The organism is Pseudomonas cannabina (assembly GCF_900100365.1).
Lineage (GTDB): Bacteria > Pseudomonadota > Gammaproteobacteria > Pseudomonadales > Pseudomonadaceae > Aquipseudomonas > Aquipseudomonas cannabina.
The window spans coordinates 701,249-714,775 of sequence record NZ_FNKU01000001.1; the positions used below are offsets into that span (position 1 = coordinate 701,249).

A 13,527-nucleotide genomic window follows, 5' to 3' on the forward strand; every position below is an offset into this window, starting at 1 on the left:
TCAGAGTCCCCTGTCCATGAGCCGCTCAACCCACCCGATAACCTCTTCTGCGAACCGGATGTTGTAGATGGAAGTCTTGTCGGCATAGCGATCCATTTTCGCGACCAGGTTGGGCCAGTCCAGGTTCACTGGAGTTCGACCGTTCCTGACTTCTGCGAAGAACCTCTCGAACGCTTTCATCACCGGCGAGAGGGTGTCCGGGGTTTCGTTGTGGTGGCCTCTGATTTGAACGATATGCAGATGTTTGGGAGTCCATTTGCCCGATTGCCCCATCTTGTGCTCATGACCATGGGCCCTGAGTGCGAGCTCGACCGATGCCAGCGGGGTTGCTCCAGAGCGGATCGACAGAAGTCGGCAGCTACCTGAAAAGGCGTGGTAGTCGTAGGTGTCGATGCAGTGACCCAGAGCACGATGCTCCAGGTCCAAGTCATCAGCGCAGCGTAATTCGACGATGTGTAGGCCTGTTTCACAGCAGGTGATGGTGTCGGTGTTGAGCATCAGCCCCGGCCAGCGGGTGAAGGCATCTGATGGCTCAGGGGGGATAGCCTTCTCCAGCCTGGCCCTGATCGCTTCGAGTTCGCCGTGGAACGCATCGATCAGATTTGATATCTGACGAAAGCTCAAGCCGCCCACAAACGCGCTCAGACGGTTCTTGGTGTTTAACGCCGCGCGACTGCCAGCCCTGTCGAGGCTGCGGAACATCTCTCTAAGGTCGACCAATTTGGCTGCCATGTTCGACCAGGTCGGATCCGCCCAGTCAGTTGGGCAGCCCGCCAAAAGAGCGTTCATGTCAGGCAATGCTCGAAGCAATGACCACGGGATTGCCGACCTAAATGTATAAAACGAACGCCATTGAGCTTTGGTGCTAGGGCGACGGTTACCGAGACGGGCACCCGCAATCAAATCGCCCCATCCGGCCTCGAGCCCCTCAGCATTCAAGCGGCTCAACGCACTGCCGGTGTCGTACACCCGCTGCTGACCCAGATAGCGGATCGCGGAGATGGGAGTGGAAAAAAGCCACGCCAGCACCTTGTTCAAAGGCAGGCCGGTATCGGCTGCGTGCCCCACCAAGCCTGCTCCATCTCTGGTGCAATCATCATCCCACGAGCCGCAGTACTCCTGCAGGGCTTTCCATGGGCACTGTTCAAGAATGCCGCTGTCTGCAAGCCGTGGCCAAGGCATTGCATGGCCAATGATCAGCACTGGAATGAGGACGGGTTGCGCTTTCAAGGCCTGCAGCCGACGCGTGCGATCCCCCTGAGCCAGCCAGTTATACAGTTGAGCAGACGGGCACTGTACTGAACGTACGGCGTGTAAAAGCTCTTGATCCAGGCTCTGACAAAATTTCTTCAGCGTGGCACCGATGCTGGTGAGGTAAAACCGGTTACGTGGACCGTAAAAGCGCTTGTTTCGGCCTTCTTCGCGGGCCGCCAAGAAATCCAGTTTCATGAGCGGTTTGATACTGAGCTGCGACTCATGCAGTGCCAGGTCCCGTGCGTGCTTGCTGAACGACGTCAGAAGTGCTTGCGCCCCGCCGTGAGTAATCAACTGATGAACCAGCTTCAACGCTCGACTCGTCGTGGGTGCGTGGATTGGGACTTTTCGCGTCTCATCAAACTGCACAGCGGAAATCAGCTGGCCATCGAAGTATTGAAGCTGCCTGCCGAATCGCGCCACAGTTGGCCGTGCGACCCGGTCGTCGTTATGAAGTGAAACGCACCAGCACCGTGTCGACGAAGTGTGAGTCAGGTAGTGCAGAATGAACTCGTCACGTCGCTCCGGCGGTACGCCGAAATGATCAGCCCACGTGTTGGCAACAGCACGATGACGCTCTGGGAATTTCGCAATATCGAGAAGAGTCTGGACGAAATTTGGTTTGCAAATAGGCTCGGCGGTCATGAATCAATGAGCTCAAAGTGACTTGAGCCAGCACTGTCCTAGACCTGATCTGCGCTCGCCATACGTAACCGTAAACGTGGGGGGAGTGGTTTAATCGCTCTGAGTCAAAACTTGAAGCTTTGTTGTTGCGCCTGGGCAAAGCCCTGTAGCCACGATGCGCGCATGGCGGGATGCCGGTAGGGGCATGCGTGGAGAGGGATGCCGCTGCGCGCCGCGTCAGCACCCGCGCGCATCACGGCATGGTGAGGGTTGTTGAAACGACGCCGATCCGGAGTGTCACGCATCGCGTCAGGAACTGCTCTCATAACTGAGGATTCCCGTGGTGGAGATCGAAGACATCCAGGGCGTCACGAACGAGGCGATTTTTTGGATATCCAGATTTAGCTGTGGGCAACCACAGAAGCGCAAATCGGGTGCCTTTCCAAAATGGGCGCAATCTGCATCAAGACTTTCTTGGCGTCGGAAAGTGCTTTCTCCCAACGCTCCAGATCGCGCACCGTCACAGCAGTAGACCCGCTACATAGCTTGCGGCCAATGCTGTCCCGCCGTGCCTGCGCTCCCTCGCAATCGAAAAGCGCGGCCCTGACGTCAGGCGCTTGTAGGGCAACCTCGTACTGCAGTTCGACGATGATTGGCAACGTTTCAGTTTTCACGATTTCATTTGTCATTGTTCATTTCTCCAGAAAACGGATTTAGTTTGTGGGCATCATTCAATTTGGCAGTCAGGGCGGTTCTTGATGCGGTGTTGTCTGGCATGCGGATGACATAGGTTACAAAGTTTCTGAGACCCATGAGATTCGACCCGTAAGAGATTCATCGTGGCGTGGGTTCGCCGATGTGCAGATTTCTTTCACCAACTGATCCACGTAAAGGGCGTTTTTTTGCTCTGGCGAATAAACAGTGCAGAAAGAGCTGCCTGCTGGTGAAGAACGACGCTGAGCAGCTTCATTTCCACCAGCAGCCTCACGCAGAAGGCGCGGTTTTTCACACCGGTCATCTACACGGGAATATCGTCGTCGAAATCCGGTGGTGCGTCGTCGTTGTTGTTCTGCGCCCGCTGGGGCTGCTGCGTCCGGGCCGCTTGCTGAGGGTGAGACTGTGCAATTTGTACCGCTTCGATCCGGGCAGGCAGGATGCCCACACGAGAGGCCTGTACCTTCAACGCCGAAAAGTCTTCTCCATCTTTGGTCCAGGTATCCATGACCGCCCGGCCTTGTATCAGCACCCGCATACCTTTCTGATAAACGTTGGCATAGTGCTCTGCGTCTTTATGCCAAAACTCGACATTGGCCCAGAACCCTCCACGGTCCTCAAAGCCTGTGCCATCGCTTTTCGGGATTGAGTTGTCGAAGTAGACGTTCAGCCGTAGCAAGCGGCGCGGATCCTTGTTGCCGTTGGCAAACTCCTTGAATTCTGGAGCAGAGCCGATGTTGCCTTCCCAATCTATTGATGTGCCCATGGTGCGTCCCCTCAGTGAGTGAATTTGGTAGCGTATGGCGTGCGCGCAGCGTGGCTGGCGACGTAGCCGAGCAACTCGCGGGCCTGGCGTGAGGTGTCGGCGAGCTTGCCGGTCATGTGGTTTTTGAAGGCGTCGCTGGCCAGTGCCTCGACCCCCTTGTCGTACAACGCGTTGAACATCAGTTCGGCATCGTGTGCCGAGCGCAGCAGGCCATAGAGCAAATCCTTGGCGATGGAGGAGCCCGCGACATTGGGCAGGTTCACGGCGGCAGACCCCTCGCCGATGATTTGACCCTGGACGAAGATCAACGCCAGCTTGATCTGTTCAGCGGTGGCCTGATCCAGCGACTGGATATCGAGGTAGGTCTGGACCACCTGCTCGCTATTGGGCCGAGGAGGACGACCTTGCGATTGGCCGCGCATGAGTTCGAGTGTCTTGAGGGCGAAAGCGAGCACCGCTTTGTTGTCGACTTCCACGGGCTGGGCTTTGAGGGCCAGCTCCATCTGATTGAACGCGTTGATGTAGGCCTCCTTCCAGCGTGCGGCTTCCTTGCCAGTGAAACCCATGCAGAGAAACGTGAAGCCATCGCGCGTCATCCGGAAGGCCGGTTCTTCACGGTTTGCTCCTTTTGGGCCAGGGATCATCTGGATCGTCGGCTCAAAATTGAGCCGACGAAACTCATCTGAACATTCAAGCTTTTCGATGGCACGTAGAACGTTCTTATGCAATTTGCCAAAGTGCAGCCCAACATCAACGCTAGTCGTCATGGGCTGGCCCTTGACCAGTTCGATGCTGACCTCGGAAGTCGCGTTAGCGTTGGAAGAAGTGACGATTGATTCAGTCATTGCAATTACTCCTGAGCGACATTGGCGACGCGGGATTGGTTGATCTGTTGCAGCCGTTCTGCGTAAACGGCATCAGCCTGGGCCATCTTCTCGGCGCATTCGGCAGCCTGGCGACCGATGCTATGAATCAGACTGATCTGCATGTTCAAAGCGACGCGTTGCTGTTCCATGGCGTGCAGATCCTGGAGCAGTGATTCGGGTGTTCTGGGATCGGCCAGCAAACTGGACCAGACATTGACGCCCATCTGCCGAGTGCCCATCTCCTGCCAGCGGAGAAAAACGGTGCCGGCGCTTGTGCGTTGCCGAACCATCCGAACCGGTAGAAGGGTGTAGGGATGTCTGTTCGCCTGGGCCAGCACTTGATCTTCGGCCAGCGCGTTCAAATCTTCTTCAAGGGAACGGCACAGCTCGGTCAACTGGAGCATCCCCCCCTTACCTTTAAAAGGTTTTAAAAGGCCTTTTAGGAAGGGCGCGTGTTGCAGGGTGCTGAAGGCATCCTGTTGCAGAGACTGGAAGGCACCCTGTTGCAGTTTTTTCCCACTAGCCGTCTGCTGCTTCACGCCGATCACTCTTCGGACTCTGAGCCAGGCTGTTCGTGGTCAGACTGGCCCAGTGTCATTGCCTCGTCGAAACTGTCTTCATGGTCGTCTACGTCCGCTGGGCTGTTTGATGCGGTGGCCAGAGCTGGCGCAAACTTGGAACGTCGGACGCCCTCCAGGATGTCCTGGGGGATTTCGCCAAACGGTGCATACATTTCGCGCGCTTGCTCGGCGCGTGCGTTCTTGGCTGCAAAGTCTCCCCGGCTAGCGCCCGAGAATTTGTAACGCTGACTCAGGCCGAAGAGGCGTCTCAGGATCGCAGCACCTTCATCCAGCCACTGGCCCTTGGCATTGTTGTCGATCAGGCCGACGTGGCTGGCCAGCAGGATGCGGCGCACCAGTTCGTCGTAGGCGGTCAGCAGATACACCGCTTTGAATGCCAAAGGCGTCGACAGATACAACGGGAGTGTCACGGGCTGCACGGACAGGTTCTCGCCAATGGACAGCATGGCGGGCAGTGCAGCCATGACTTCATCCAGCCTGTTATCGATCTCCTTCATTTCCTGTTCGGCGGTGTCGATCTTTTCTTCTATAAGAAGGAGGAACCAGTCTGAATAAGGATCATCCTGTTCGCAGCCACGTTTGATGCGATTGAGGATGTTGGCAAAGCCACTCAGGCCGATCATCCCGGGCTTGCCTTCGGTGCGTTGACGACCAAACCAGAGCCTTGAGGCGTGGTGGGTGTGCAGGGTCAGATTGACGCTGCTTCGCAGTGAACCGAGGTTGAGCTGAAAGTTGTCAGCCATGCTGAGCGCTTCCTTTATATGAGCGGATTGATGGAGAGAGGCAAGATTGCCCGCGCGTGCTGGCTCTGGTCAGTAACAAACCGTTTCTTGATCGATTGGGGTTTCTCAATATCCGTGTTTGAAGTGATTCCCGGGGCATCACCCTGATAGGGGCTTGAAGTGATGCCCGGGGCAACACCCAGATCGATGGCCGGAGTGTTGCCAGTGGCAACAGCCAGCTCGGCGTCCGGAGTGTTGCCCGGGGCAACACCTGGATCGGCGTTCGCAGTGTTGCCCGGTGCAACACCCAGGTCGGAGTTCGGAGTGTTGCCCGGTGCAACACCCAGGTCGGCGTCCGGAGTGTTGCCCGGGGCAACACCCGGGTCGGAGTTCGAAGTGTTGCCCGGGGCAACAGCCAGATTGGTGTCCGGAGTGTTGCCCGGGGCAACACCCGGGTCGGAGTTCGAAGTGTTGCCCGGGGCAACAGCCAGCTCGGCGTCCGGAGTGTTGCCCGGGGCAACACTTGGATCGGTGTTCGCAGTGTTGCCCGGTGCAACACCCAGGTCGGAGTTCGGAGTGTTGCCCGGTGCAACACCCAGGTCGGAGTTCGGAGTGTTGCCCGGTGCAACACCCAGGTCGGAGTTCGGAGTGTTGCCCGGGGCAACACCCGGGTCGGAGTTCGAAGTGTTGCCCGGGGCAACAGCCAGATCGGTGTCCGGAGTGTTGCCCGGAGCAACACCTGGATCGGTGTTCGCAGTGTTGCCCGGTGCAACACCCAGGTCGGAGTTCGGAGTGTTGCCCGGGGCAACACCCAGCTCCAGATGTGGCGGGGCGTCCCCAACGGAGCAATCATCAAGCATTTTCAACCCTGAGTCCTCGGCCGAACCATCTGCTTGATGCTCAACATGGCATCGCGTCCGGTTGCCAGTGACGACGCATCTCGTTCTCGAGGCGAAGCCCTCGTGACAGGGGGATGGGGAACCTGAGTGGGAGCGGGTGGCTGGGCGGTCGGTGATCTTGAGTGACTGGCGGCCACCTGTGGCTGCTGGGTGGCCGCTGAGGGGGCCTGCCACTGGGCATTGAATTCACCACTCAGGGCTTTCTGCGTGCAGCTCAACAGGTAGCCGAACGGGTTCTTCACGGATCCGCTCTTGCACCGATGTTGCCACTGATCGAGCAGCGGTGTTCGCAACCCGGGTTCTACCCGCTGCAAGGCGATCATCGCCTTGTCACGTTGATCCTGTGTAAACCGCTCAAACCCGGAGGGCAGATCCGGCGCACTTTCCTGAGCTTCGCGCGGTACAAAGCTTTTACATACAGATGTATTTGTATTGGTATACGTACTATATGAGTTCGGAATCCGAACCAAGCCGAAAGAGGCCGAATCCAGACTGAGTTCGGAATCCGAACCCGGTGTTTTTAAATTCGCTCCGGCGCTTTTTTCACTGAGTTCGGATTCCGAACTCAGTGAATCTGACTCGTCTGAGCCCTTGGTTCGGATTCCGAACTCAGGGCCATCCTGTGCGTGTTCGATGGCTTGCGGTGCGTCATGCCATCCCTGCTGCTGCCATCTCTGCTCGATGACTTCGAGTCGTGAAGGCATCGTGCTTGTCGCGGCTGCAAACTCTTTGAATGCATGGTTTGCGACGAGCCTGACGGCTTTGTTGGCATGTTCAAGCGCCTGGCCGACGAGTTGCATATAGTTGTGATCGATTTCCATCGCCTCGGCACACCCTACCGGTTCATCGTGCAGGATGTAGACGTTGCCTTGCACCCGACCGCTGATCGAGTCACGTACCCGTTGTCCAAGGCTGAGCCAGCGCGTCAGTCTCAAGACGGTCAGCGCCTTGGCCACGGTTTCTTTGGAGGCCGATTTACCCGGTGACGAACCTAGGTAGGGACGTAGCTTTTCATAGCTCGGAAAAGCCGTGACGCCATCACCGTTGATCAGCAGCCTGAAGACTTGCCAGACATTGCGCTCGAGCGGTGAGAGACGATCATCGAGCAGCAGGCCACGGGGCACCGTTTCGTGTGGATTGCCACTGAAGACGACGCCTGCATACGGCTCGTCGCGGACGGATTCAGTGTCACTGGGTGTGGAACCTGAGCCAGCATTCTGCTGTTGAGCCAATTTCATCTGCTGGAGCAGCAAGTGGTTTTGCAGTGTTCCAGCCGCAGCATTGATGGCGACTGCCAGGGGAGGGCGCCGGTTCATCTTCGTCACATCCGTTCGCCTTCTACCTTGCCAGCGGCGCTTTCTTCTAGGCCACGTTCGGGAGCCCTGCCTTTCGGGTTGGCTTTGGTCAGTCGTCGGGATTCGCTCATCAGAACGAGGCTGGCGGATTTACGGTTTTTCCCCGGTGGGTAGAGGTCCTGAGCCAGCCATTGCTGAATCTTGTTCCACACCAGGCCCAGCGTAATCGGTTCGGGCGAGTGACGATCCTGCTCTTCAGCCGGAATGTTGATTTCTTCTGTCAGCAACATGGCAACGTCGAGCAAGGCGACGCCGTCGGTATGATCGACGTTGAGATCAGCCATCAACTGGACGAACCGGTGCCATAACGGCGTGTCATCGGGCAGATCGCGAAAGCGACCGGGCTTGCCAGGTACGCCGACCAGAACTCGCTGCAGAGAGACTTCTTGCGGCGACATGCCGAAGAACTGCTGAAGCATCGGTGTGGTGGCACCCAGACGAAGCGCGCGCTGCACGATGCGGATCTCTTCGTCGGTCCGTTCTTTGTTGGAGAGCAGGCGCTTGACCATGTCTGGGTCAATCGCCACCTGGCACCAGATGACGTTGGAGTTCAACAGCACGCTCTGAGAGGAAGGCTGCTGGAGCAGTACCAGAATTTCCGGGTCCAGGCCCATGTCGATGCAGCGCTTCACCTCACCGTTGCGCAGGTGATGCAGAATCTGGGCGACCATGGCTTCATTCAGTGGATTATGTCGTTTTGACATGTTCAAACTCCTGTCGCAGAACGCCGCGATAAAACCTCACGAGGTGTATTGCCCATCAACGTTCATCGCTTCCAGCTCGACCAGCCGGCGGCCTAACCGGATCAGCCGGAAAAGCTTGACGATGCAGGCATCATCCAGACGGCCCGCCAACACGGCCTCCCGGTCTTCATACCTGGGGCTGCCAAGCAGCAACTGGCCCAGCGCTGCAGTGAATTGAAACTCCGCCACGTCCAGGGGAGCCTCGGGTGTCTGCCGGTTCAGGGCGATGGCGTAGACCCCGCTGATGGCCTGGAGCAGGGTCAGGGTGTTGTTGGCCAGTTCTGTGAGTTCCAGGTCCACCGGCGGCTCGTGACATATAAAGCCCAGACCTCCAGGTACTCGCGCCACGGTGTCGCGGTTCAGCCCGGCGGTCGTGGCGATTTCGTGAGCAAGCTGAGCGATGACCTGACGCAGTTCATCGGGCTGGTCCATGATGCGTTCGATGTACCAGACATCCGATATGGGGTGCAGGCCCCCGGCTTGCACGGGAATCGACACCAAGGCGTTGGCTTTGAAGTCCGGCAGTTCCTCGCCATCCAGCGCCGCAACCTGACGCTTGATCTCAAAGACGCGGTCGGTGGTTGAGACCGGTGTGACGACATGGGCTTCCAGCCGCGCGATACGCTCTTCTTCAGAGAGTGGCGGCGGCAAAGGCTTGTCGGTTTTCAGGGCAGACTCTGGCGGTGCAGGCAGCGTGCTTTTTTCAGTCACCTGCGTGCCAGGTGACTGGGGCAGTGATTCCGATTGCAGCGTTTTTTGTTCCGAGTCATCTTGGAGCAGGTACGCATCAGATTCGGACTCGGCTTCGGGCTGCACCTGCGGTGTTGGTGGTAATCGCAGCGGCGTTTCAATGACTGATGAACGACGCGCCATCGTCAGGTTTTCGTTGACGTTCAGCAGGACCTGCTCATACGTCCTGCCCGTACCTTCCTTCATATGGCTGATCAGTTCATCCTGAACACGTTCACAGACGAATTCGCTGGCATCGCCATCGAACATTGACAGCACGTCCTGGAACAAGACCTCGAAGTCGGTGACGTTCGGTTTCCCTTCGGTGTGCGTATGCCACGTCTGAGCGGCGGCTTTACGAAGGGCCAGCAGCCGTTCGACCTGATGCTTGCCCAGACCGGAGTAGAGCGCGGCAGGGATCACCGGCAGCAGGCAACGGATGGTCTCCTGCATACGACTGATATGAGAGTGGGATACCGGGTAACCGTCTGCTTTCAGTCTTCTTGCCAATTCCCGTTGAGATATGGGCTCGCCGGTTTCTTGCTCATAGATGGCTCGGGCATTTTCAATGCCCACGGCGCGCTCGATGAACATCAGGTTACCGCGCAGGTCGTTTTCGGCCAGGTGACCGGTGAGGGCAATGATTTCCCCACGCTCGCCATCCCAGGGGCGGAACAGCACGCTGATCCTGTAAAAGCGCTCGTCCCCCGTTTCTTTGTACAGCTCTCGTAGAATCGACAACCGCGTATTGCCGCCGTTACGGATGATGAACTTCTTCTCACCCGGGCGACGTGTGACCTGGGGGGGCTGATCCAGCCCCCTGACCCGAATGGAGTCCTTGATCTCCTGGTACTTGATGTTGGTCACCGTGCGAGGGTTATGCTCATACGCTGACAGCTCATCCAGGGTCAAAACCATAGGCGTGTCTGCAATGGGGTCAGGCAGGCGATCAACCGAGGGGCCAGAGCGACTGAATGAACCCTGGAGTAACTTGCCCGTTATTTCATCGGCAGTGAGTTTGCTCGCCATGATTATTGACCCGCCTCAGAAAGTTGAACGACATTGCTCGCTGGCGTCCCGCCGTTGAGCAACACATCGATCACGGCCTTGAGCCTTGCGATCTCCTGCTCTTGCTTCAGGCTGCAGTCGATGCGGTGTACGCATTCGCTATTCATGGAGCGATGACTGGCTTTGGCTGCCATCGATAGCCGAGCTCTCATTCCCATCGGGAAACGAACAACAAACTTCTCGTCTTTGTCGTCGTCACGGATATTCACGGTTTCGTTATTCAACATGGCGTTCTCCATGATGGCTGAGGGGGTGTGCGCGGCGCAGTTGAGCGCGAGCATTTAGGCCGGCCCTGTGGTCGCTGGGTGTGAACGAGGTGAAAATGGGCGAACATCCACCTTTGGTGAACTTGACGTGGCCACCGTGAGTGCGATGGACCGCCCATCCCTGCGAAATGGCGAAGTCAGCCAACGCCTGCAGAGATTTTTTTGCGCCTCGAATAGATGCAGGCATATTGCTCATGATCGTGCCCTCGCATTGCCGAAAGCAGCCGAGCGAAAGGGGATCTGGTAGCGGCGAGCTATGGCCTCACAACGCTTACGCGTTTGATTGAGCGACGCAGCTGCTGAAAAGAGTGATGAACCGGCAGTGCAGTGAGCTCTAAGCAAGCGTGCCAGCTCGGTATCGCTGAGCGCATTTGTTTTTTTCTGCTTCTGAGACTCAGTACCAGCCTTCAACAGGGCCGTTTTTTCAGCATTGATGATGAACGAAGGGGCATTCACACGCTGATCGGCTTCCACTCGTTGGATGGACCCTCCGCGATTGAAGTATTCCGTAATGGCCTTCTCGATCCGCAACCTGTCTCTCTCTCGATCTGACTGACTGGGTAGATCCTCTTCAAGAATGTTGTAGTGGCGCGCCATGTCACTGTTCCTCCGATCCGCTGAGCTTGTCACCCGCCTGGATCTCCAGGATTTCAACCTCCTGGTCGGCGAAAGTCTCGGTGAGCTTCTCCATGAACGAGCGACGCGAACAGCCATCTTCCATACGAAACACAACGGTGTACTCCATGCAGCGGGGCATCTGATTGAGCGCTGCATCAAGTGCCTTGGTCTCGACCGTGAGGACCTCGACCAAGTCGCCGCTATGGCATACCGGGCACTCCGCTGCCGTCATCGCCACATGAGCTGGAAGATGTTGGCCGCAGTTGCGGCATTCATCTGTAATCAAAAGGGCCTTAGCACACGTATTCATAGCGATTCCTTGGCTGCTTGGGACAGTTCGGGCCATGCCAATTCGGGATAAGTGGCTAGTACTCCATGAAACCCTGGCAGGCCTTGAGCTGAATGCACCTGAGAAGGACGCGTGGCTTGATCTGGCAGGAGAGCCATTAGGAGAGGCAGGGAGCCGCGACGCCCCTTGGTGTTGCGATTCGCCCGGCTTTCAACTACCCGCAAACCCATGCAATCGAATGGTTTTGTGAGCCATGACATAGGACGTGGTTCGCTTTCCCCCCAAATAATCTCGGGATTTATGCGAATGACTTCCGAGAACTGAAAATTACCTTCGTGCTGATTCATTACGGCAGCACAGCGTTCGCTGATCAGTTGTTCCTCTCTGAGCCTGTCCATCATGGTTTTGCTGTTAAAGGCTCGACCGTCAACCAACAGGTCGGTGTTGTCTTCGAAGTAAGTTCGAATTTCGGCAAATAGCCACTGTTGAGCGGTCAGGAGCACATCATTGACGAGCCAGGCGTTGGTCCTGACGCCTTCGTAGGTGAGTTGATGACGGCAAACTTCAATGAGCGCGGTACAGAGTATTTCGCTGGAAATACCTGGCATATCCGGCGACGATAAAAGCGTGGCGGTGGCGGGCAGCGGTGTCTCTACCGATACTGAGTTTGGTTTTTTGGGCGTGAGCATGTCTGCCCACCAACCTGCAGGCGCTTGTCGTAAGTCGACTATTTGAAATGGAGTAGGGGCATTACCCTCTTTTCCATCCCAGTACCAATAGTAGCCGGGTTGGGTTGGCGTTGACTGCGACCAGACAAGTGTTGCAGTGCTGAAGTCGGTTGTCGTATTCATAGCGAGTGGGCCTCAGACGGCTGACCAGCAGACCGTTGAACCTGAGCGGGCAGGACCGCGCGCACTCGTGGGGAAAGGGTGCCGGACTCAGCCAGTGGTAGAGTTCGGTTTCCAAACGAAAACCCAAACCACCGGAGGTCCGGCATGGACACAGTTGAAAAAAGTTGGTACGACCAACTCCTGTTGGCGTTGGAAGACCGATATCCCGCTGAAAACAGTTCCCCGATGGCTAAAGTCAGGGCGAGAAACCAGCGATTGCCGATATATGCACTGTCGGCACTGGGTAATGCCTTAGCGCAAGCGCGTGGATGGCCGCTCAAGGGCATGGATGCCGTAGATTTTGCGATCATCAGAAAATACTCCTGGTTTCTTCCTCAGGTGCAAGCTCTGCCGCCTGCCAGTAAATGGCTAGCACTACACGAGGATTTACTGAGCCTGCCCATTGATCAGGCTGCGATTGAGGCTTGGGGAGTAAAGAACCCAGAGCCAGTCGAGGTTGATCTTCTGGGATGGGTGGTAAACCCATCAGGTCTGCCACCTGCTTGAGTGCAGGACCGTCGGCAAACGTCTCGTACCAGAGTGGTGGGCGTTGTTCGCCGTCACCCCAAACGTGCTCAGGGGCGATCTCTACAGCCAGGTTAAGGTGTGAGAAACTGGTGCTGCCCGTTTCGCGTACCGCGACGGCTCTGGGGCGAGCGATCAGATGGGACTGCGCAAGCTGTCTGATAAGATCGTTCTGATTGGGCACCTGTAACGATGGATCGAGGTCGATCAGTGCGCGGGCGAGATCCCGATACAGTGCTGGGTACAGAGCCCAAACGTGGTGTTCGGTGAGCCAGGCTTTGCGGGCTTCGGGCGGGTCGTTTTCAATCGTGTGGCGCACGGCCAAGGCCAGCGCCTCACGTAGAAGCTCTATCGAGAGCGAGCCCTGTACCTGTTTTGGCGCTGACAGGGGAGCCGGTGGTGTTGTCATTTCCAACCACCAACCGCTGGGTGCTTGACGGACGTCGGTCAGCGCAAAAGGCTGAGGGGACATGCCTTCTGTTCCATTCCAGAACCAATAGTAGCCGAGTTGGGTTGGCGTTGACTGCGACCAGACAAGTGTTGCTGTGCTGAAGTCAGTTGGCGTATTCATAGCGAGTGGGCCTCATACGGCTGGACAGCAGACCGTTGAACATGAGC

Annotated in this window: 18 protein-coding genes; all 18 read right to left on the reverse strand. The window is 57.1% G+C overall.

The window, feature by feature from the left end; translation table 11 throughout:
• The 18 genes from BLT55_RS03370 to BLT55_RS03445 all read right to left on the reverse strand — a co-directional run bounded on the left by BLT55_RS03370 (window position 1) and on the right by BLT55_RS03445 (window position 13,480).
• On the reverse strand, window positions 1–1,899 hold the full coding sequence (locus BLT55_RS03370) for a PcfJ domain-containing protein (protein WP_054999505.1): 1,899 nt from the start codon (window positions 1,897–1,899) through the stop codon (window positions 1–3).
• 104 nt (window positions 1,900–2,003) lie between these two features.
• Entirely contained in the window at window positions 2,004–2,204 is a 201-nt protein-coding gene (locus BLT55_RS03375) for a CrpP family ICE-associated protein (protein WP_074800021.1), read from the reverse strand.
• 75 nt (window positions 2,205–2,279) lie between these two features.
• Window positions 2,280–2,567 (reverse strand): hypothetical protein, encoded by a 288-nt coding sequence (locus BLT55_RS03380; protein WP_005747017.1) that lies wholly within the window; start codon window positions 2,565–2,567, stop codon window positions 2,280–2,282.
• A gap of 182 nt (window positions 2,568–2,749) precedes the next feature.
• Complete coding sequence (locus BLT55_RS33385; protein WP_162234942.1) at window positions 2,750–2,887, reverse strand: hypothetical protein; 138 nt, start codon at window positions 2,885–2,887, stop codon at window positions 2,750–2,752.
• 9 nt (window positions 2,888–2,896) lie between these two features.
• Window positions 2,897–3,358 (reverse strand): single-stranded DNA-binding protein, encoded by a 462-nt coding sequence (locus BLT55_RS03385; RefSeq protein ID WP_005760514.1) that lies wholly within the window; start codon window positions 3,356–3,358, stop codon window positions 2,897–2,899.
• A gap of 11 nt (window positions 3,359–3,369) precedes the next feature.
• Complete coding sequence (locus BLT55_RS03390) at window positions 3,370–4,203, reverse strand: Rha family transcriptional regulator (protein ID WP_054999504.1); 834 nt, start codon at window positions 4,201–4,203, stop codon at window positions 3,370–3,372.
• Window positions 4,204–4,208: 5 nt separating this feature from the next.
• A complete protein-coding gene (locus BLT55_RS03395; RefSeq protein ID WP_054999508.1) occupies window positions 4,209–4,763 on the reverse strand; it encodes a DUF3158 family protein in 555 nt (184 codons plus the stop codon).
• 5 nt (window positions 4,764–4,768) lie between these two features.
• Complete coding sequence (locus BLT55_RS03400) at window positions 4,769–5,548, reverse strand: PFL_4669 family integrating conjugative element protein (RefSeq protein WP_054999503.1); 780 nt, start codon at window positions 5,546–5,548, stop codon at window positions 4,769–4,771.
• A gap of 14 nt (window positions 5,549–5,562) precedes the next feature.
• Window positions 5,563–6,393, reverse strand: coding sequence for a hypothetical protein (locus tag BLT55_RS31580; RefSeq protein ID WP_181133718.1), 831 nt, complete (start codon window positions 6,391–6,393; stop codon window positions 5,563–5,565).
• The gene (locus BLT55_RS03410; RefSeq protein WP_074800027.1) at window positions 6,390–7,751 is read right to left on the reverse strand and encodes an STY4528 family pathogenicity island replication protein; all 1,362 of its coding nucleotides are present in this window, start codon (window positions 7,749–7,751) and stop codon (window positions 6,390–6,392) included. Before BLT55_RS03410 ends, BLT55_RS31580 begins: the two co-directional genes overlap by 4 nt.
• The gene (locus BLT55_RS03415) at window positions 7,748–8,485 is read right to left on the reverse strand and encodes a DUF2857 domain-containing protein (RefSeq protein ID WP_005760503.1); all 738 of its coding nucleotides are present in this window, start codon (window positions 8,483–8,485) and stop codon (window positions 7,748–7,750) included. The genes BLT55_RS03410 and BLT55_RS03415 overlap by 4 nt, the downstream gene beginning before the upstream one ends.
• Window positions 8,486–8,521: 36 nt before the next feature.
• The gene (locus tag BLT55_RS03420) at window positions 8,522–10,282 is read right to left on the reverse strand and encodes a ParB family protein (RefSeq protein ID WP_074800030.1); all 1,761 of its coding nucleotides are present in this window, start codon (window positions 10,280–10,282) and stop codon (window positions 8,522–8,524) included.
• 2 nt (window positions 10,283–10,284) lie between these two features.
• On the reverse strand, window positions 10,285–10,602 hold the full coding sequence (locus tag BLT55_RS03425; protein WP_005734584.1) for an Arc family DNA-binding protein: 318 nt from the start codon (window positions 10,600–10,602) through the stop codon (window positions 10,285–10,287).
• Window positions 10,538–10,783 carry a hypothetical protein gene (locus BLT55_RS33855; protein ID WP_074800033.1) on the reverse strand — a complete coding sequence of 82 codons (246 nt, stop codon included), beginning with the start codon at window positions 10,781–10,783 and terminating at the stop codon, window positions 10,538–10,540. Before BLT55_RS33855 ends, BLT55_RS03425 begins: the two co-directional genes overlap by 65 nt.
• Entirely contained in the window at window positions 10,780–11,184 is a 405-nt protein-coding gene (locus tag BLT55_RS03435; protein WP_055001705.1) for a hypothetical protein, read from the reverse strand. The genes BLT55_RS33855 and BLT55_RS03435 overlap by 4 nt, the downstream gene beginning before the upstream one ends.
• Window position 11,185: 1 nt before the next feature.
• Complete coding sequence (locus BLT55_RS03440; RefSeq protein WP_055001704.1) at window positions 11,186–11,515, reverse strand: hypothetical protein; 330 nt, start codon at window positions 11,513–11,515, stop codon at window positions 11,186–11,188.
• On the reverse strand, window positions 11,512–12,183 hold the full coding sequence (locus BLT55_RS33390; RefSeq protein ID WP_156357569.1) for a hypothetical protein: 672 nt from the start codon (window positions 12,181–12,183) through the stop codon (window positions 11,512–11,514). Before BLT55_RS33390 ends, BLT55_RS03440 begins: the two co-directional genes overlap by 4 nt.
• A gap of 511 nt (window positions 12,184–12,694) precedes the next feature.
• Window positions 12,695–13,480: a hypothetical protein gene (locus BLT55_RS03445; protein WP_223282472.1), complete on the reverse strand. Its 786-nt coding sequence runs from the start codon at window positions 13,478–13,480 to the stop codon at window positions 12,695–12,697.
• Window positions 13,481–13,527 lie beyond the last annotated feature (47 nt).

What these genes read in the sequence shown, in the direction of transcription:
- BLT55_RS03370 (WP_054999505.1), bottom strand. Translation starts at nt 1,899, where the DNA reads ATGACCGCCGAGCCTATTTGCAAACCAAATTTCGTCCAGACTCTTCTC.
- BLT55_RS33855 (WP_074800033.1), bottom strand. Translation starts at nt 10,783, where the DNA reads ATGAGCAATATGCCTGCATCTATTCGAGGCGCAAAAAAATCTCTGCAG.
- BLT55_RS03435 (WP_055001705.1), bottom strand. Translation starts at nt 11,184, where the DNA reads ATGGCGCGCCACTACAACATTCTTGAAGAGGATCTACCCAGTCAGTCA.
- BLT55_RS03425 (WP_005734584.1), bottom strand. Translation starts at nt 10,602, where the DNA reads ATGCTCGCGCTCAACTGCGCCGCGCACACCCCCTCAGCCATCATGGAG.
- BLT55_RS03400 (WP_054999503.1), bottom strand. Translation starts at nt 5,548, where the DNA reads ATGGCTGACAACTTTCAGCTCAACCTCGGTTCACTGCGAAGCAGCGTC.
- BLT55_RS03390 (WP_054999504.1), bottom strand. Translation starts at nt 4,203, where the DNA reads ATGACTGAATCAATCGTCACTTCTTCCAACGCTAACGCGACTTCCGAG.
- BLT55_RS03385 (WP_005760514.1), bottom strand. Translation starts at nt 3,358, where the DNA reads ATGGGCACATCAATAGATTGGGAAGGCAACATCGGCTCTGCTCCAGAA.
- BLT55_RS03415 (WP_005760503.1), bottom strand. Translation starts at nt 8,485, where the DNA reads ATGTCAAAACGACATAATCCACTGAATGAAGCCATGGTCGCCCAGATT.
- BLT55_RS03445 (WP_223282472.1), bottom strand. Translation starts at nt 13,480, where the DNA reads ATGAATACGCCAACTGACTTCAGCACAGCAACACTTGTCTGGTCGCAG.
- BLT55_RS03420 (WP_074800030.1), bottom strand. Translation starts at nt 10,282, where the DNA reads ATGGCGAGCAAACTCACTGCCGATGAAATAACGGGCAAGTTACTCCAG.
- BLT55_RS03380 (WP_005747017.1), bottom strand. Translation starts at nt 2,567, where the DNA reads ATGACAAATGAAATCGTGAAAACTGAAACGTTGCCAATCATCGTCGAA.
- BLT55_RS33390 (WP_156357569.1), bottom strand. Translation starts at nt 12,183, where the DNA reads ATGCTCACGCCCAAAAAACCAAACTCAGTATCGGTAGAGACACCGCTG.
- BLT55_RS03440 (WP_055001704.1), bottom strand. Translation starts at nt 11,515, where the DNA reads ATGAATACGTGTGCTAAGGCCCTTTTGATTACAGATGAATGCCGCAAC.
- BLT55_RS03375 (WP_074800021.1), bottom strand. Translation starts at nt 2,204, where the DNA reads ATGAGAGCAGTTCCTGACGCGATGCGTGACACTCCGGATCGGCGTCGT.